This is a genomic window from Yersinia sp. Marseille-Q3913, assembly GCF_963892745.1.
GTDB classification, from domain to species: Bacteria; Pseudomonadota; Gammaproteobacteria; order Enterobacterales; family Enterobacteriaceae; genus Yersinia; species Yersinia bercovieri.
Genome location: NZ_CAWQAF010000044.1, coordinates 227,695 through 244,714 on the forward strand (window position 1 = coordinate 227,695; position 17,020 = coordinate 244,714).

Sequence of the window (17,020 nt, forward strand, 5' to 3'; positions counted from 1 at the left end):
CTACCTGCCAATAAGTAGCGATTAATTCATTTTGCTACGAATAGTCACTTCAGGTGATTCTGGCTTAAGGTAGCGCGGGTTGCTCCCAGTGTACAGCCACCTTATCCGCAACAATTGCAGGTAGTGATCCTGCTCACACTCTAAACAGAGGCGCTGCCCGACACCTCATTTTCGCGGTTTTCCTGTGGGTAAAACCGCTGCTGTTGCTCCGCCATGGTCACCAGCAACTGACAAGGCTCAAAGCGCTCACCAAACTGCTGCGCCAGCAATCTAAGCGCTTTCACCACTTTTTCGGCCCCCAGACTATCCAGATAGCGGAAAGGCCCGCCGAGGAATGGCGGGAAGCCAATACCGAACACTGCACCAATATCACCGTCTCGTGGGTTACGAATAATGGACTCATCCAGACAACGGGCGGCCTCATTCAGCAGCATCATCGTGCAGCGCTGCGCGATTGTCGCAGATCCTAGATGAGCTTTGGCTGTGACACCCAATAAAACATAAACACTGGTATCAACTTGCTTACCGGGGTTTCGCTTCCACTTAACGCCGCGACTTTGGGTTGGATATAAGTAAAATCCACGGCTATTTTTGCGCCCTTTACGTCCATCCTGCAAAATAACGTCAAATGATGGCGGCGCGGCAAAGCGTGGCCCTAATTGCTCAACCAGAATCGGCATGATTTTGGTTCCAACATCAATGCCGACTTCATCCAGCAGCGTAATCGGGCCAACCGGGAAGCCGAAATCGACCAGTGCGCTGTCGATGGAGTCAATAGGTTCCCCCTCTAGCAGGCAGCGAGCCGCCTCATTAATATAGGGGGCCAGAATGCGATTTACATAGAATCCGGCGCGATCAGCCACCACAATGGCGGTTTTACCCTGTTTACGGGCTAAAGCGACGGTGGTTGCTATTGTTTCTTCGCTGGTTTTTGCATGAGGGATCACTTCCACCAGCGGCATTTTATCGACGGGGCTAAAGTAGTGCAGGCCGATAACCTGCTCTGGCCGCTGCGCCTGAGCGGCAATTTGGCTGATCGGTAGTGACGAGGTATTGGACGCGAAAATGGTATGTGCCGCAGCGAAGCTCTCGATATCCGCAACCATTTGTTGCTTCAATGATAAATCTTCAAATACCGCTTCAATTACGATATCAACAGTCTCAAAACCGCGGTAATCCGTGCTGCCGGAAATCAGCATCATCTGCCGTTGCCGCTCCGCCGGGCGCATCCGCTTACTACGCACCCGTTTACCTAAAGCGTCCCAGGTATATTTCAGCGCCTGATTAATCCCCTGCGGATTGATATCTTTGATACGCACGGGCAAACCTGCGCGGGTCGCGGTGACATTGGCAATACCGCCACCCATCAGACCGCCCCCCAGCACGCCGACACGATGAATAGCGCGGGGTTGCGCGTCACCACCGGTCTCTTTTTTCAGTGCAGTGGTGGCAAAAAACAGGCTGCGCAATGCCGCTGATTGAGGCGACATCGCCAGTTCGCCAAACGCTGTGGCTTCAGCCTCATAGCCGCTGGCACTGCCGTGATCCAGCCCTTTACGCACCACATCGATAATGCGCTCAGCCGCCGGATAGTGACCTTTGGTCTTCGCCAACGTTTTCTTGCGTACAATGCTAAACAGCAGCGCCTTGCCTAGCGGGCCACTGAGCAGGCGCTCTTGCCAAGGCACTACCGGCTTGTCGAGCCAGCCCGCTTTGGCCCTTTCGATAGCCACATCCAGCAAGATATCTTGCGGCACAGCATCATCCACCAACCCCATTTTACGTGCCTGACGGGCGCGGATCTGCCTGCCGGTCAGTATCATATCCAGCGCCTTACTGACCCCCACCAGACGCGGCAGCCGTTGTGTGCCACCAGAGCCGGGCAACAGCCCCAGTTGCACCTCAGGCAGTCCTAGCACCGTTTTATCGTCCAGCGAACAGATGCGACTATGGCACGCCAGCGCCAGTTCCAAACCACCGCCCAGACAAGCGCCGTGGATGGCCGCCACCACTGGCACCGGGAATGCCGCGATTTGCGCCAAAATCGCTTGCCCTTTTTGGGCCAATTTCCGGGCATCTTGCGCAGTACGGCAAGCTGCAATCATGGTGATATCCGCGCCCGCGATAAAAGAGTCAGGTTTGCCAGAAATAATCACCAGCCCCTGCAATTGTGGTAAAGCCTGCGCTTGTTGTAGTATTTCAGCAATTTGCTCTGCAAATTCAGCCTTTAAGGTATTCACTTTATCGCCAACAACATCAATGGTGATAACACCGATATTGTCCGGTCGAATATCAAGGTGAAATGCAGAGGGAGTCACCGCCGCAGTATCGATAACAACTGACTCATCAATAGGATTAAGTTCATTGTCCTGACTCATTACTCCACCTCCAAAATCATCGCGGCACCCAATCCGCCCGCAGCACAGGCGGTGGTTAGCCCTAGCCCGCCACCGCGGCGGCGCAGCTCATTTAATGTCTGGGTTATCATGCGCGCACCGGTTGCTGCAAAGGGGTGGCCGTAAGCAATCGAACCACCCAATACGTTGAATTTGCTCATGTCTACTTCGCCAATCGCCTGACTGCGACCCAGTTTTTCACGGGCGAAGGTATCACTGGCGAACATTTTAAGGTTAGCCAGGGTTTGTGCGGCAAAAGCTTCGTGCATATCAATCAGGGTCAAATCCGCCAGTGTGATCCCAGCGCGCTCTAGCGCCAACGGCGTGGCGTAGGAGGGGCCTAGCAGCATATCTTGCCAAACATCAATCGCGGAAAAAGCAAAACTGCGCAGATAACCCAGTGGCTGCAAACCCAGCTCTTTGGCTTTTGATTCACTCATCATCATCACCGCCGCCGCACCATCAGTCAGTGGTGTGCTATTCGCCGCCGTGACACTACCGTGCTGGCGGTCAAACGCTGGGCGTAATTTGGCATATTGCGCCAATGTGGAATCTTTGCGGATATTGTTATCTTCGGCAATCGCATCACGATAAGGCGGAATATAAGCCGTCATCACCTCATCGCGCAACAGCCCTTGCTGCCAGGCTTGTGCCGCCATTTGGTGAGATCGCAGCGCTAGCGCATCCTGATCTTCACGGCTGATACCATAGGTTTTCGCCATCTGCTCGGCAGTATCCCCCATGCGCAAACCGGTTGAGTATTCAGCGACTGCGGGGGCCACTGGCAGGAGATCACGTAATTTTAACCGGCTGAACAATTTTAGCCGTTGAGTTAAGGTTCTCGCTTTGTTGACATCAACCAGGGTGCGCGCCAGTGCTTTGCTGACCCCAATGGGCAGCACGGAAGAGGAGTCGGCACCGCCGGCTATCGCCACCGTCACTGAACCGGCAATAATACTTTCCGCGACATTCGCCACCGCCTGAAAGCTGGTCGCGCAGGCGCGTGAGACGCTATAGGCATCGGTATGCACACTCATTCCCGTGCCCAATACAATTTCGCGGGCAATATTTGGTGCTTCTGGCATTTGGACCACCTGGCCAAACACCAGTTGGTCGATTAACTCAGGAGCCACGCCACTTCGCGCCAGCAACTCACTGACCACAATTTTGCCCAAGTCGACAGCTGGCACACCATGGTAAGCAGTGGCCTGCTTAGCAAAAGGGGTTCGTAGGCCGCTTACGATGGCAATACGATCGCCCTGACGCGTCACTAGCGGTAATGGCTTACTCATAAAGGCTCCTGATAAATAAAAGTGGCTGTTATTAAAGCATAACAAATAACAGGTCTGACCTGATCTAATGATTGTTAACCAAACATTTACATTTGGTAAACCTATAGAGCAGGAAAGTGCGAGCAGGAGCAACTTTTTGAGGTAAAAAACCTCGCGGGGGAAGAGTCGGGAGTGGGATTACATCAGTTGAAGTGATGTGCCTAATGCAACGAATTCACGTAGCATGTGGCACAAAACAAAACGCGAAGCAAAAAGCTCCGCGTTGGATGATGAATAACTTAGGCTGCGTAGCAAAAATTAACGCAGACCCAACTGGAAAATCATGGTTTCGGCCTGGCAGGCAAAAGTGAAATCGACGGTTAAACGCACGCCGCCTTCAGTTTCTTCCAGCTTATGTTCAATCAGGCAAGGGTCAGACTCAACAGCACGCGCTTTTTCAGTCAGCGTTTTCAGCATGGCTTCTGCTTCGGCGCGGTTATCAAATACACAGCTGTAGGATGCAGTACAGTCAGTATTGTCCATGACAGTGCCTACATCGACACAGCAACAGGCCGCAGTCTCTTCAGCACTACACAGGTTTTTTATTGGACGATCGTTGGCATCTGACATCTTCAATTCTCCTCAACGGACATTTCAAAATAGGTGCAAATTGCCTATCGGTTAGCGCAAATAGCAGTAAGTACAAAGCAAATAGGACCTGGCGCAAAAAAAAAATTTCTCTGGCGCTATTTTACTACCCCAATCCCGCAGGCACTAGGACTTACTGTTTATAGGCTTATTAAGTGATGGATATCACAGTCGTTTTGTTTATTTGCTCATCAATAGCGCGATTATTGATACTAAATTGTAAGTTTTTTGTTAAGTACGTCTATTTTTTGCGATCAAATCTGAACAAATCTCAAAACATACTTGCAACATGCACACAGGTCGGACCTATACTTCAGCCACTGGTCTGCTTTGTCTGACCGAAAACGGACCCTACAATCCCGCATTCTCTTGTTACGGTATGTAACATTAATTAAAACAATGAGGTTTTGGTCATGAACCAGAAAAACCTGTTTACCCGATCAGCTCTGGCAGCTGCAGTAGCAATCATCTCTTCGAACGTTTCTGCGGCGGGCTTCCAACTGAATGAATATTCAGCCGCTGCATTGGGCCGCTCTTTCTCTGGTGAAGGCGCTGTTGCCGACAACGCATCTGTTGGTAGCCGTAACCCCGCTGCAATGACTCTATTCGACCGCCCTTCATTCTCTGGTGGCTTCGTTTATGTTGATCCAGATGTGAACATCAGTGGGACATCACCTGTAACAGGCAGAAGCACTGATGCCAATAACATCGCGCCATCAGAGTGGATCCCAAATATCCACTTTATTATGCCACTGAATGAACAATGGGCTATTGGTGCTTCCGGCACCTCAAACTACGGTTTAGCAACTGAATTCAATGATGACTATGCTGCCGGCTCTCTGGGTGGCCAGACTGATCTGAAAACCGCTAACTTAAACTTGGCTGCGGCTTATCGCCTAAACGAAAACTTCAGCTTCGGTCTGGGCTTTAATGCGGTTTATGCCGATGCGAAGATCGTGCGTCATATCGGTGAGCTTGGTGGCTCCACCTTCCCAGCCAAAACTGAAGTTACCCGTATGGAGGGTAAAGAGTGGGGCTATGGCTGGAATGCCGGTATTCTGTACGAAGTCGATAAAGAGAACCGTTACAGCTTCACTTACCGTTCAAAAGTGAAAATTGACTTTGATGGCGACTTCAGCAATCAATTACCAGTAGTAGCCGGTGGCACCGGTGGGGCAGTAATTCCAGGTGCATTAACCCTGAACCTGCCAGAAGTGTGGGAAGTGTCCGGTTACAACCGCGTCGCACCACAATGGGCGATTCACTACAGTCTGGCCTATACCAGTTGGAGTCAATTTAAAGAGTTGAAAGCCACCTCAACGACAGGTAAGACATTGTTTGAGAAGCAAGAAGGCTTCAAAGACGCTTACCGTATCGCGTTGGGTACCACCTATTATTACGATGATAACTGGACCTTCCGTACCGGTATCGCCTTCGATGATAGCCCGGTTCCGGCAGATAACCGTACCATCTCGATCCCAGACCAGGACCGTTTCTGGATCAGTGCCGGTACTACCTACGCCTTCAACAAAGATGCATCTGTTGACGTTGGTATCTCCTATATGCATGGGCAGAACGTTCATATCACTGAAAAGACACCAACTGCACTGGGTAGTGTGCCGTACCAATTCGACTCTAAAGGCACCGCGCTGCTGTATGGCGTGAACTTTAACTACGCATTCTGATAGCTGTTATTGGCAGTTTGATGCCCACAAAAAAGCGCCTTTCGGCGCTTTTTTTATGTTCAGTATTAATTAGCTGAATCGATCAGTTCGCTGAGTCGATACTCTCCAGAGAGTCCTGAATGGCCTGAGCATTCGAGTTAACTTCCGGTTTCAACTGCCCGCCATTGGCCAGGAAATCATAACGCTGGAAGTAGGCTTCGCGCATCATCAGGTAAGGGTCAGAAGAGTTGCGCAGTAAACCATCGGAATCCAGCAGTTGTGCGCGAGTTTCAATCCCTTCAACCATCCATTTACCTGCCGACATCCAGAAGGTCAGATAGCTCAGCACCGGATAGGCGTAATCAGCCACATTACCACCATCCTCACGGATCGTGAAACTGCCATAGCCCGGTAATACCACGTAGGGGCCGTAACCGACATTATAGTGGCCTAGCGTACTACCAAAGCGCTGCGGCACTTCTTTCGCCAGTTTCGGGTTCGCCATACCGGCGACATCAATCAGACCACCCATCCCCAAAATTGTGTTTAGGAAGAAGCGGTTAAAGTGTTTCATGGCGTTGTAGGGGTCCCCCACCAGGAAGCTATTCACCATGCTGGCTGGCTCTTCAAGGTTACCGAGGAAGTTGCTCATCCCATTACGTGCTGGCTGTGGCACATAATCGCGCCAGACAACGGCAACCGGGCGCACCACATAAGGGTCAAGAACCTCATAGTTGAAATTGAACATTGCCCGGTTAAAACCTTCTAGCGGATCAGAGCGGCCCTGCTCCATGTGATCCGACGAGCTACTGGCGCAGCCGACTAACAGCACGGTTGCAAAAGCCAGCCCAATCAGGCGGTAGTTCATATTTTTCTCCATGAAATTCTTTTCAACCCCTCACACTTAAGGGGTCTGCTTATTTATCTCGACATGAATCGTCTGAGGCTGCCCTTTTCCATCAAAATTCTGCACCTCACTTTCACCAAACCAGTCACCCGGCTGTGGATTAGCGGTGCCATCCAATGAGATACGCGCACGCACTTTCACCTGTTGCAGTGACGAAAGCAAGCGCTCCGGCATCATTGCATTGCTGTCATCCAGCGCTATTGCTAGCGGGAATCGGCTCAAAGGCAGTTGCTTGACGGCAACCGGTACCGGATTTGCTCCATCGGTGACCGATATAATCACTGTTCCCTGCTGGGGCAATTTTCGGGCGGCATCAGATGATAGTGAAACCTCTATTCCCAGTGTAGCTGTTTCCTGCCCTGCCTGTGATTTGGCTTGCGCGATACTGCGTTTTATCACTTCTACGCGAGAATCACCAGCAGGCAGCAATTTTAGCATAACTTCCCACGCGCCAATGGCTTGTTTGAAATCGCCCTGCTCAAAAGCATTAAAAGCTAATAAACTCATGGCGCGCAGATTGGTGTGATCTTGCCCCACCATGCTCCGCAGCATCTGGGTTGCCAACTGATTATCCTGCGGATCATTGGAACGTGTCAGCACTTCGGCATAGCCGAGTCTGACATCCTCATTATCGGGCGCGAGTTGATAAGCTTTAGCAAAAGCTTGCGTCGCCGTGGTGGCGTTATTCAGCGCCATCCCCACTCTGCCGAGCATCATCCAGTCGTTGACGTTAGCGGCATCGTGCTGCAAGGAGGTTCGCAATCCCAGCCCTAAACGGGCGACCTCCTCCATGGTCAGCGGCTCCGCGCGCTCATTAGCAACTCTGGCACGTAATTCAGGCATTTGCGCCTCAACCTGCTGCCATGCCTGCACCTGGGTCAAACCGCCTGTTTTCAGGTATAGCCCCACCGCGATCACCACCAAAATCACCACGCCCGGTAATAGCACCCAGCGGTTGATGGGTGTTGCTGCTTCATCCGATTGCTGTGGGATATCAGTCAACAGGTTTTGTTGCAATTCTTGAATCAGTTCAGGCCGCTGTTCCACCACACCCTGCGCTTCATCCTCTGCCAATTCAGCTAACCTGTCCTGATAAATGGCCTTATTCAGCTCATCCCGGGTAGTCGCCGGTGAATTCGCCTCTTGTCGCATGGCCGGAATGACCAACAAGGCCCCCGCGACCGCCAGTAAAATAATCACTATTAGCCAAAAAGCCATTATGGTTGTTTCCTGTCAGTCGGTTTTGATGGGGTCAGTTGTTCAGCCAACAGATGTTGTAATCGCTGCTGCTCCTGCGCGGAAAGCGGGGCTTCCTTCTCTACCCGCCGACGGGCGCGTAATATCACCACGGCTGCGCCTATCAGGACAAACAGTGCTGGCCCGACCCACAGAATCATCGTCGCGGCGGTAACCGGTGGCTCGTAAGTAACAAAATTGCCGTAGCGGGCCACCATATAATCAATGATTTGCTGTTTGGTATTCCCCTGCTGCTGGAGTTCGTACACCTTACCGCGCATATCAGCGGCGATGATGGCATTGGAGTCAGCAATGCTGTTGTTTTGGCATTTTGGGCAGCGGAGTTGCTCGGTCAACTCGCGATACTGCTGCTCCTGCGCCTCCGATTTGAAGGTGTAGGTATCGATGGCCGCAAACACACTCCAGCTCAGCAACAGGCCGAGCATCAGGCTCAGTAATCTCATGCGCCCCCCTGATATTTCTTATATAGCGGCAGGATTTCCTGCAACCAGACCCGATCATTCAGATCACCGGCATGGCGATAGCGGATAATGCCCTGACCGTCGATCAGAAAAGTTTCCGGCGCGCCGTACACCCCAAGATCCAGCCCTAACATGCCATCGCCATCGTACAGACTCAGCGCATAAGGGTTACCCAGCGAATTGAGCCACTGCACGGCTTTGGCACGATCATCTTTATAATTCAGGCCCACCACGCGAATGCCCTGCGCGGCCAATTTATTCAGGTATTGATGTTCAGCCCGACAGGTGGGGCACCAGGTCGCCCAGACATTGAGCAGCATGGGTTTTCCATCATGTAACACCGCCTGATCAAAGGTTTTCCCCGGTTGTTCGAGGGACTCCAGCTTGAAGGTCGGCACTGGCTTGCCAATCAGCGCCGACTCTAACATGGTGGGATCGTCGCCGTTAGCATTGCGGGTCAGTTGCACTAAAAAGGCTACCACCAGCAACAAAAACAGCACCAGCGGAATAAACATCAGCTTATTGAATGAAGTGGAAGTTTTCACTATTCAGCCTCCGACGCAGCGCCACGTTTTAACTTTTTACTCATCCGGTAGCGCGGATCGAGCATACAGCAGATGCCGCCGATGGCCATAAACAGCCCGCCATACCAGATCCAGCGCACAAAGGGTTTGTAATACAGGCGCACCGCCCATGAACCGTCATCCAGCTCTTCGCCCAATGCGGCATAGAGATCACGGGTCAGGCCACCATCAATAGCCGCTTCAGTCATCATTGAACGGGCCACACTGTAGTAGCGTTTTTCCGCATGTAAGGTCGCTTCCGGCTTGCCATTGCGGGTGACATCAATGATCCCCACGCCGCCAGTATAGTTTGCCCCCTTAATGTCGTGAACATCGCGGAAAACAAAGTGATAATCGTGGATATCGATACTATCACCGGCCTTCATGCGCACATCGCGCTCGACACTGTAATTCTGGCTGAACGCAATGCCGATCACGGTAACGGCCACACCCAGATGGCCCAGCACCATACCCCAATGGCTGCGGGAGAGGTGGCTGAGGCCGCGCCAGAAGCTATGGCGATGGGTAGCGCGCTCGTGCAGCTCCATCAATGTCAGGATAATCACCCAGATAGCCATCATCAACCCGACCACCGTCATACCGGCAATGGTGTCTTGCAGCAGCCACGGCACCAGAATCGACAGCAGCAAGGTGACCACCAGCGCCACCGACAAGCGCCGCCACAGCTTGCTCGGTTCATCACGACGCCAGCGCACCAGCGGCCCAATCCCCATCAGCAGCGCCATCGGTGCCATCAGCCAGGTAAACATAGTATTAAAGAAGGGTTCGCCGATAGAGATGCTGCCCAGCCCCAGTTGTTTGTGGACCAATGGCAGCAGAGTGCCCAACAGCACCACCAGCATGGCGGCAATCAGCAGCACATTATTCCCCAGCAGGAAAGTCTCGCGCGAGAACACGTCATGTTGAGTCCGGCTGCGCACCTGTGCGCCTTTGACCGCGTACAGCAGCAGGGAGCCGCCGATGACAATCACCAGATAGGCCAGAATGAACATGCCGCGCGCCGGATCAGAGGCAAACGAGTGTACCGAGACCAACACGCCAGAACGCACCAGGAATGTCCCCATCAGGCACAATGAGAATGCGGTGATGGCCAGCAGCACAGTCCAGGCTTTGAATGTGCCGCGTTTTTCAGTCACTGCCAGCGAGTGGATCAGCGCAGTACCGGCTAACCACGGCATAAATGAGGCATTTTCTACCGGGTCCCAGAACCACCACCCCCCCCAGCCAAGTTCATAGTAGGCCCAGGCCGAGCCGAGCACGATCCCCAAAGTCAGGAACACCCATGCAGCTTGTGTCCATGGCCGTGACCAGCGCGCCCAGGCACTGTCGAGCCGCCCGGCCATTAAGGAGGCGATGGCGAAAGCAAAGGCCACCGAGAAACCAACGTAACCCATATAGAGCAGTGGCGGGTGGAATATCAGCCCGATATCCTGCAACAGTGGATTCAAATCGTTGCCATCAATGGGGAAATCCGGCAAGGTGCGGGTAAATGGATTCGAGGTCAGAATAATAAACAGCAGGAAGCCGCCGGTAATCATCCCCAGCACCGATAGCACCCTGGCTACCGCATCATCCGGCATTGAACGGCTAAACAGCGCCACCGCCAATGACCAGCAACTGAGCAGCAACACCCACAGCAGCAGTGATCCCTCGTGCGCACCCCAACTGGCGGCGATCCGATAATAGGCCGGTAGATGTGAATTCGAGTTAGCCGCCACATAGGAGACGGTGAAATCATTCACCACAAATGCGTAGATAAGACATATAAATGAAAGCGCAATGGTGGCGAACATACCGTAGGTCAGTGGCCTGCCGGTGGCCATCATGCGGGCATCCTGACGCGCCGCCCCCCACTGCGGATAGAGGCTCAGTAACAGCGAAATAGCCAGTGCCAGACATAACAAGAAACTGCCAATTTCAGGCATCATGAGGCATTGCCCCCACTGTTGGCGCTACTGTAAGCCTCGGCTGGACGTGTATGGTTCTCTTTCATCGCCTCTTTGACTTCTGGTGGGGTGTATTTTTCATCATGTTTTGCCAGCACTTCTTTGGCGTTGATGGTATTGCCTTCAGCAAATACCCCTTGCGCCACGACGCCCTGCCCCTCGCGGAACAGATCCGGCAGGATGCCGGTATAGGTCACGGTGACAGCGCCGCGGGCATCATAAACCTGAAAACTCATCTCCAGCGTCTTATTATCTCGTTTAACCGACCCCGGCATCACCATGCCGCCGATGCGCAAGCGCTGACCGATTTCTGGCTTCTCATGGCGCTCACCTTTGCCCTGTAAAATTTCACCTGGCGTATAAAACAAATCAATATTTGAGCGCAAGGCATACAGCACCAGTGTGGTGGTCAAACCGATACCGATAAGCACCACCAACGCCAGATAGAGCCGACTTTTTCTACGTGGATTCACTGTGATTTCTCCTGTGAATGGGCTGCGTGCTGACGAATGCGCTGTTCTCTGGCCTGACGGCGCTGAATATCTGCTAATAGTTGTTTGTGCTGTCGCAGGGTATCTAGCCACAGACCCAACAGTGACAGTAATGTGGCCGCCACTGCCAACCAGACATAAAAGGCGTAGCCGCCCATGGCAAAAAATGCCGCCCAAGAGTCAAAGGCTGGTTTCATACTCGTGGCTCCTTGCGCAATAAGGCGCTAACCCAAGGGCGATGGCGCTCCTGCTGCAAAATCAGATTGCGCAGACGCATTAATGTCAGGGTGATAAAACAGAACAAATAGCCAAAAATCGCCCAGCGCAGTGGCGAGCGCATACTCGGATCGATGCTCTGCTGCATGTTAGTTGAGCCTTGGTGCAGGGTATTCCACCAAATAACCGAGAAATGAATGATGGGGATATTCACCACGCCAACCAATACCAAAATACCGGCCGCACGCCCTGCCAGCTTGCGGTCTTCGAAGGCGTTATACAGGGCGATCACCCCCAGATAGAGGAACAACAGCACTAGCTCAGAGGTCAGACGTGCATCCCAGATCCACCAGGTTCCCCACATAGGTTTGCCCCAGGCGGAACCGGTGACCAGGGCAATAAAGGTAAATACCGCCCCCACTGGTGCCATGGCGGCCAGCACGTTATCGGACATTTTCATTTGCCAGACCAATCCGACAAATGCGGCTATCGCCATCGACATATAGATACCCATCGACCAGATGGCTGCCGGAACATGCAAATAGATGATACGGAAACTATTACCTTGCTGGTAATCCGCAGGGGCAAAACCAAAGCCCCACACCCAGCCCACCAGCAGACAGAGGGCCGCCGCCATGCCCAGCCACGGAATAAATCGGCCGCATAGCTGATAGAGCCGCTCGGGTTTAGCCAATTGATGAAACCATTTCCACATTTTTCATTGCTCACGTTGAAATTGGACCGGTACTGCCACATGGGCAATACCGGTACAGGGTACGGCGCACAATCTGCTCTGACTGGCGTTGGCTACCGCGTTTAAGCTGCTGAAAATCGGTACTCATTTAACTGCTATTTGCCACCAGCGATAAACCGCTAGTGCACACTCACTCTCAATGCTGCGGCGGTAGCAAAAGGCGCCAGTGTCGCACTCCCTGCCAGCATCGCCCCCAAAATGGCCAAATAACCGTCAATCGGCAGCGCCATAGAGGCCGCATCAATGGCCGCAGTGGCAAATATCAACACCGGGATATAGAGCGGCAACACCAATAAACTCAGCAAAACACCGCCCTTACGCAAACCGACGGTGAGCGCCACACCAATGGCACCAATAAAACTTAAGGTCGGCGTCCCCAATAGCAGTGTCAGGGCCATCGCAATAGCGGTATTTGTGTCGAGGGAGAGCAGCAACGCCACCAGCGGCGACAAAATAAGCAGCGGCAGTCCGGTAACTACCCAGTGAGCACACACTTTGCCTAACACCGTGAGCGCCAGCGGTGTGGGCAATAGCAGCAACTGCTCGAGCGAGCCATCGAGAAAATCATCACGAAATAGCCGCTCCAGCGATAACAGCGACGCCAAGAGTGCGGCAACCCAAACAATACCCGGTGCAATGCGCGCCAACAATTGCGGTTCTGGACCAATACCCAATGGAAACAAGGTGATGACAATCAGAAAAAACCAGAGCGGGTTAACGATTTCACCGCCTTTTCTGCAGGCAATTTTTAATTCACGGCGCAACACGCTGATAAACATTAATGCTCCTGCGTGTTGGTGAGACGAATTTTTCGCACCTGTTGATCGAGCGCATCTAAATCCTGATGGGTGGTGAGCAGTACCACTCCTCCGCTAGCGGCATGTTCGACAAACAGTGCCAACAGCGTGCCGACACCTTGTTTGTCGATAGCGGTCAACGGCTCATCCAAAATCCATAACGGCGACTGGCTCAACCACAAACGGGCCAGCGCCACCCGCCGTTGCTGGCCTGCCGATAACTGAGAGACCGGTAAATCTTCGTACCCCACCAGCCCGACCTGAGCCAGCGCCTGCCAAATTGCAGCGCTATCCACCTTTTGAAACACCGACTGATAAAACGCCAGATTTTCAAAAGGTGTCAGCACCGACTTAATGCCCGGCTGGTGACCCAAAAACAGTAAATTCTGATGATAGCGGGCGCGATCACGACGGATATCCTCACCCTGCCAGTTCACCCGCCCCTCATCGGCATCGGCTAGTCCGGCGAGAATACGCAGCAAGCTGGTTTTACCCGCGCCGTTTTGCCCCTCAATCTGCACAATTTCGCCCGCAGCCACACAAAAACTTAACCGTTGGAATAAGTGCCGTTCATCTCGAATGCAGGTCAGTTCTTTAGCTTCCAGCATGAAGGATTCTCTTCCACCGTAGGATTGTCAGTTCAGGAAAACCGAATGATAACATAAGGCTTAAACCTTACGTAGCATGGGTCTAACGCTATCCCTACCCTTATAGAGGTAATATTCGGGATAAGATCAAATTTCTGTAGAAAAAATCGACAGCATTAAAATTTGGTTACTTTTTTCCAGCAAAATTGAGCATAATTTCGTCCGTCCCGCCCGATTTAAAGCAACAATTACCGGTAAAACCTCGCGAACTGAAAGTGGATAGCCACAAGGCAGACAAAAACTCATCGTCATCACGCAAGTCACTGCACACATTCAGCCGCTGTCAGCGGCTACTTTTTGATTAAAGACAGCACTTATTCACCCTCAATTGGCGACAGAGTAACCAAACGGACAGCTAACTGCTTATTATCTGGGTCAAAATGCGTATAATGCTCCAGCAGCACACTTCATCGGCAGCCTGCCGATGACCGGGTCCCCGTAGTTAAACGGATATAACAAGCCCCTCCTAAGGGCTAGTTACTGGTTCGATTCCAGTCGGGGACACCACTACAGCATTACCTCGCATAACCACATCACACCGAAAACCCTTTCATAGTAAAGCTCTCAGACAATCGACGTTACCACGCATAACCACAAATAACCGTGAATAAAGTATAAAGTGGGGGTAGTATCAGGGGTATCGAAACAGCCTCTACATAGGATACCCCCGAAATGCCATTATCAGCCAGGCAGGTAGAAACAGCTAAACCACAAGAGAAAGCCTATAAGCTGTCTGACGGTGGGGGTTTATTTTTGTATGTCTCTATCACTGGCGCTAAGTCATGGCGGCTCAAGTACCGCATTAACGGGAAAGAGAAGCTACTGACTATTGGGTTATTCCCAGCTACAACACTGGCTGATGCACGTCAAAAAAGAGATGAAGCAAAATCGCTACTTGCTGATGGTGTGGATCCATCTCAAGACAAGAAAGAGAAAAAAGTTTCGCAACGCATATCGGCTGAAAATACTTTCGAAGCAATTGCAAAAGAATGGCATTCCTCTAAAAGGAAAGTATGGACGCCAGACTATAGCGATTTAGTTATGTCCATGTTCGTTCGTGATGTTTTCCCTTTCATCGGTCATATGCCAATAAAAGATGTGAAGCCTTTAATGCTTTTGGATGTGCTCAGGAAAATTGAAGCGCGCGGAGCGATGGAGATGGCGAGAAAAACAAGGAGGCGTTGCGGGGAGGTTTTTAAATATGCGATCGTTACCGGTCGGGCTGAATATAACCCAGCCCCAGATTTAACCGTGGCAATGACGCCACCTAACAGCACCCACTACCCATTCCTTACTGAAGCTGAAGTTCCAGACTTCATTGTGGCACTAAACTCATATTTTGGTAGCGTTATAGCGAAGGCTGCCACTCAGATATTAATGCTCACTGGCTTGCGAACAAAAGAGCTACGCCATGCTAAATGGAGTGATGTTGATTTAGATTCAGGGGTATGGACTATACCGATTGAAGTGATGAAGAAGCGCCGGTTGCATATAGTGCCACTATCAACTCAAGTCATTAACTTGTTCAAACAATTACAGCTGGTAACCGGACACTTTGAACTGGTGTTTCCCGGCCGAAATGATAGAACCAAGCCAATAAGTGAAAATACCGTTCTTGGGGTGATTCGCAGAGTTGGCTATGAGGGAAGAACGTGCGGGCATGGATTCCGACATCAGATGAGTTCAATACTCAATGATCATGGTTTTGAGGGTGATTGGGTTGAGCGTCAACTTGCTCACCTAGACAAAAATAAAATAAGGGGTGTATATAACCACGCCCAGTACATTGATGATCGCAAACGCATGATGCAGTGGTATGCGGACTATCTTGATTCGATGATCGCTAAGTAGAAGCAAGCGGCGTTATCCTGCGCCGCCACCTTATAGGCATCCATGCCACCGATCCCATACACTACTTGAAACGTTCGCTGACTATTCCTTTACGTAATGATAGGATTTGCCATGCAGCATCATAAAATCAATAAGGATAATTATGTCATTACAATCTTTCGTAAAACTGAGTGATGGAAATTCTATACCAGCGCTTGGCCTTGGAGTATGGAAGGCATCAAATGAGCAACTGATTCCAGCCATAGACACTGCCTTAGAGGCTGGCTACCGTCTTTTTGATACTGCGGCAATTTATGGTAATGAAGAGGGTGTTGGAAACGCTCTGCACAATTCAGCATTGAGTCGTAGTGAGTTATTTGTCACTACAAAAATATGGAATGATAGGCATGATGATGCAGAACAAGCATTGAGTGAAAGTCTTAAAAAATTAAAACTAGATTATGTGGATTTGTATCTTATTCATTGGCCTGCACCAAAGCAGGATAAATTTGTTAATGCCTGGCATCAGTTAATAAGCCTGAAGGAACAAGGATTAATCAGAAGTATTGGAGTAAGCAATTTCAACCCCCACCACATAGAAAGATTACATAAAGAAACTGGCGTTTATCCAGTTATTAACCAAATTGAACTTAATCCATTGATGCAACAGAAAGATATAATAAAGTGGAATTCAGATCACAATATACACACTGAGTCATGGAGTCCTCTATCAAGGGGCGTGGATGGTATAATTCACAATGATATAATTTCAGCAATAGCAGAAAAATATAATAAGACAGTGGCTCAGGTTGTTATAAGATGGCACCTCGACCTTGGGCTAATTGCTATACCAAAGTCGGTTACCCCATCAAGAATAATAGAAAATTTTAACGTATTTGATTTTAAATTAGATGAAGATGAAATATCTAAAATTGGCAGTCTGGATATAAATCAAAGACTAGGAAGAGATCCCGAAAATTTCGAAAACATTTAGAGTTTCATATGGGGCGAATTTATCACTCACCCCATGTTATTTATAGACCCTGTACACGATTCTGTGTAATCACCATTCTGTTATAGATGACCGCTAAGGCGATCTTCGAACTCGATAATAAAACGACTCATTGCCTGCCGCCAGTTTTGAATCGGCA

General features: G+C 50.9%; 16 protein-coding genes and 1 tRNA gene. 4 read left to right on the forward strand and 13 right to left on the reverse strand.

The features are described from left to right. Window positions 1–140 precede the first annotated feature (140 nt). The 3 genes from fadJ to AACW11_RS15975 all read right to left on the reverse strand — a co-directional run bounded on the left by fadJ (window position 141) and on the right by AACW11_RS15975 (window position 4,297). On the reverse strand, window positions 141–2,378 hold the full coding sequence (gene fadJ / locus AACW11_RS15965) for a fatty acid oxidation complex subunit alpha FadJ (RefSeq protein ID WP_212584757.1): 2,238 nt from the start codon (window positions 2,376–2,378) through the stop codon (window positions 141–143). Beyond that, complete coding sequence (gene fadI, locus AACW11_RS15970; RefSeq protein ID WP_212584758.1) at window positions 2,378–3,688, reverse strand: acetyl-CoA C-acyltransferase FadI; 1,311 nt, start codon at window positions 3,686–3,688, stop codon at window positions 2,378–2,380. Before fadI ends, fadJ begins: the two co-directional genes overlap by 1 nt. A 297-nt stretch (window positions 3,689–3,985) precedes the next feature. Next, on the reverse strand, window positions 3,986–4,297 hold the full coding sequence (locus AACW11_RS15975) for a YfcZ/YiiS family protein (protein ID WP_212584759.1): 312 nt from the start codon (window positions 4,295–4,297) through the stop codon (window positions 3,986–3,988). A 431-nt stretch (window positions 4,298–4,728) separates the two neighbouring features. Between AACW11_RS15975 and fadL the strand changes: the two genes are divergently transcribed. After that, window positions 4,729–6,000 carry a long-chain fatty acid transporter FadL gene (gene fadL, locus AACW11_RS15980; protein ID WP_212584760.1) on the forward strand — a complete coding sequence of 424 codons (1,272 nt, stop codon included), beginning with the start codon at window positions 4,729–4,731 and terminating at the stop codon, window positions 5,998–6,000. An 82-nt stretch (window positions 6,001–6,082) separates the two neighbouring features. Here fadL and mlaA read toward each other — a convergent pair whose 3' ends face one another. The 10 genes from mlaA to ccmA form a co-directional block, all read right to left on the reverse strand. Continuing rightward, entirely contained in the window at window positions 6,083–6,847 is a 765-nt protein-coding gene (gene mlaA, locus AACW11_RS15985; RefSeq protein WP_212584761.1) for a phospholipid-binding lipoprotein MlaA, read from the reverse strand. Window positions 6,848–6,883: 36 nt separating this feature from the next. Further along, a complete protein-coding gene (gene ccmI, locus AACW11_RS15990) occupies window positions 6,884–8,104 on the reverse strand; it encodes a c-type cytochrome biogenesis protein CcmI (protein ID WP_212584762.1) in 1,221 nt (406 codons plus the stop codon). Continuing rightward, entirely contained in the window at window positions 8,104–8,586 is a 483-nt protein-coding gene (locus AACW11_RS15995; protein WP_212584763.1) for a cytochrome c-type biogenesis protein, read from the reverse strand. The genes ccmI and AACW11_RS15995 overlap by 1 nt, the downstream gene beginning before the upstream one ends. Next, complete coding sequence (locus AACW11_RS16000) at window positions 8,583–9,149, reverse strand: DsbE family thiol:disulfide interchange protein (RefSeq protein WP_212584764.1); 567 nt, start codon at window positions 9,147–9,149, stop codon at window positions 8,583–8,585. The genes AACW11_RS15995 and AACW11_RS16000 overlap by 4 nt, the downstream gene beginning before the upstream one ends. Then, complete coding sequence (locus AACW11_RS16005) at window positions 9,149–11,116, reverse strand: heme lyase CcmF/NrfE family subunit (protein ID WP_212584765.1); 1,968 nt, start codon at window positions 11,114–11,116, stop codon at window positions 9,149–9,151. The genes AACW11_RS16000 and AACW11_RS16005 overlap by 1 nt, the downstream gene beginning before the upstream one ends. Continuing rightward, window positions 11,113–11,607: a cytochrome c maturation protein CcmE gene (gene ccmE / locus AACW11_RS16010; RefSeq protein ID WP_032813996.1), complete on the reverse strand. Its 495-nt coding sequence runs from the start codon at window positions 11,605–11,607 to the stop codon at window positions 11,113–11,115. The genes AACW11_RS16005 and ccmE overlap by 4 nt, the downstream gene beginning before the upstream one ends. Next, on the reverse strand, window positions 11,604–11,822 hold the full coding sequence (gene ccmD / locus AACW11_RS16015; RefSeq protein WP_032898126.1) for a heme exporter protein CcmD: 219 nt from the start codon (window positions 11,820–11,822) through the stop codon (window positions 11,604–11,606). The genes ccmE and ccmD overlap by 4 nt, the downstream gene beginning before the upstream one ends. Further along, window positions 11,819–12,556, reverse strand: a complete 738-nt coding sequence (locus AACW11_RS16020) for a heme ABC transporter permease (protein ID WP_212584766.1) — start codon at window positions 12,554–12,556, stop codon at window positions 11,819–11,821. The genes ccmD and AACW11_RS16020 overlap by 4 nt, the downstream gene beginning before the upstream one ends. 158 nt (window positions 12,557–12,714) lie before the next feature. Beyond that, entirely contained in the window at window positions 12,715–13,374 is a 660-nt protein-coding gene (gene ccmB / locus AACW11_RS16025) for a heme exporter protein CcmB (RefSeq protein ID WP_005275501.1), read from the reverse strand. Then, the gene (gene ccmA / locus AACW11_RS16030; RefSeq protein ID WP_212584767.1) at window positions 13,374–14,000 is read right to left on the reverse strand and encodes a cytochrome c biogenesis heme-transporting ATPase CcmA; all 627 of its coding nucleotides are present in this window, start codon (window positions 13,998–14,000) and stop codon (window positions 13,374–13,376) included. The genes ccmB and ccmA overlap by 1 nt, the downstream gene beginning before the upstream one ends. Window positions 14,001–14,471: 471 nt before the next feature. Here ccmA and AACW11_RS16035 point away from each other — a divergent pair. From AACW11_RS16035 to dkgA, 3 genes are all read left to right on the forward strand, one after another. Next, window positions 14,472–14,546 (forward strand) — tRNA-Arg (locus AACW11_RS16035). Between the two features lie 165 nt (window positions 14,547–14,711). Further along, window positions 14,712–15,890 (forward strand): tyrosine-type recombinase/integrase, encoded by a 1,179-nt coding sequence (locus tag AACW11_RS16040; protein ID WP_212584768.1) that lies wholly within the window; start codon window positions 14,712–14,714, stop codon window positions 15,888–15,890. Window positions 15,891–16,032: 142 nt separating this feature from the next. Next, the gene (gene dkgA, locus AACW11_RS16045; RefSeq protein ID WP_212584769.1) at window positions 16,033–16,863 is read left to right on the forward strand and encodes a 2,5-didehydrogluconate reductase DkgA; all 831 of its coding nucleotides are present in this window, start codon (window positions 16,033–16,035) and stop codon (window positions 16,861–16,863) included. Window positions 16,864–17,020 lie beyond the last annotated feature (157 nt).

Bases quoted from the DNA above. Each gene is read 5' to 3' on its own strand.
- fadJ (WP_212584757.1), bottom strand. From the start codon at position 2,378: ATGAGTCAGGACAATGAACTTAATCCTATTGATGAGTCAGTTGTTATC.
- fadI (WP_212584758.1), bottom strand. From the start codon at position 3,688: ATGAGTAAGCCATTACCGCTAGTGACGCGTCAGGGCGATCGTATTGCC.
- AACW11_RS15975 (WP_212584759.1), bottom strand. From the start codon at position 4,297: ATGTCAGATGCCAACGATCGTCCAATAAAAAACCTGTGTAGTGCTGAA.
- fadL (WP_212584760.1), top strand. From the start codon at position 4,729: ATGAACCAGAAAAACCTGTTTACCCGATCAGCTCTGGCAGCTGCAGTA.
- mlaA (WP_212584761.1), bottom strand. From the start codon at position 6,847: ATGAACTACCGCCTGATTGGGCTGGCTTTTGCAACCGTGCTGTTAGTC.
- ccmI (WP_212584762.1), bottom strand. From the start codon at position 8,104: ATGGCTTTTTGGCTAATAGTGATTATTTTACTGGCGGTCGCGGGGGCC.
- AACW11_RS15995 (WP_212584763.1), bottom strand. From the start codon at position 8,586: ATGAGATTACTGAGCCTGATGCTCGGCCTGTTGCTGAGCTGGAGTGTG.
- AACW11_RS16005 (WP_212584765.1), bottom strand. From the start codon at position 11,116: ATGATGCCTGAAATTGGCAGTTTCTTGTTATGTCTGGCACTGGCTATT.
- ccmD (WP_032898126.1), bottom strand. From the start codon at position 11,822: ATGAAACCAGCCTTTGACTCTTGGGCGGCATTTTTTGCCATGGGCGGC.
- AACW11_RS16020 (WP_212584766.1), bottom strand. From the start codon at position 12,556: ATGTGGAAATGGTTTCATCAATTGGCTAAACCCGAGCGGCTCTATCAG.
- ccmB (WP_005275501.1), bottom strand. From the start codon at position 13,374: ATGTTTATCAGCGTGTTGCGCCGTGAATTAAAAATTGCCTGCAGAAAA.
- ccmA (WP_212584767.1), bottom strand. From the start codon at position 14,000: ATGCTGGAAGCTAAAGAACTGACCTGCATTCGAGATGAACGGCACTTA.
- AACW11_RS16040 (WP_212584768.1), top strand. From the start codon at position 14,712: ATGCCATTATCAGCCAGGCAGGTAGAAACAGCTAAACCACAAGAGAAA.
- dkgA (WP_212584769.1), top strand. From the start codon at position 16,033: ATGTCATTACAATCTTTCGTAAAACTGAGTGATGGAAATTCTATACCA.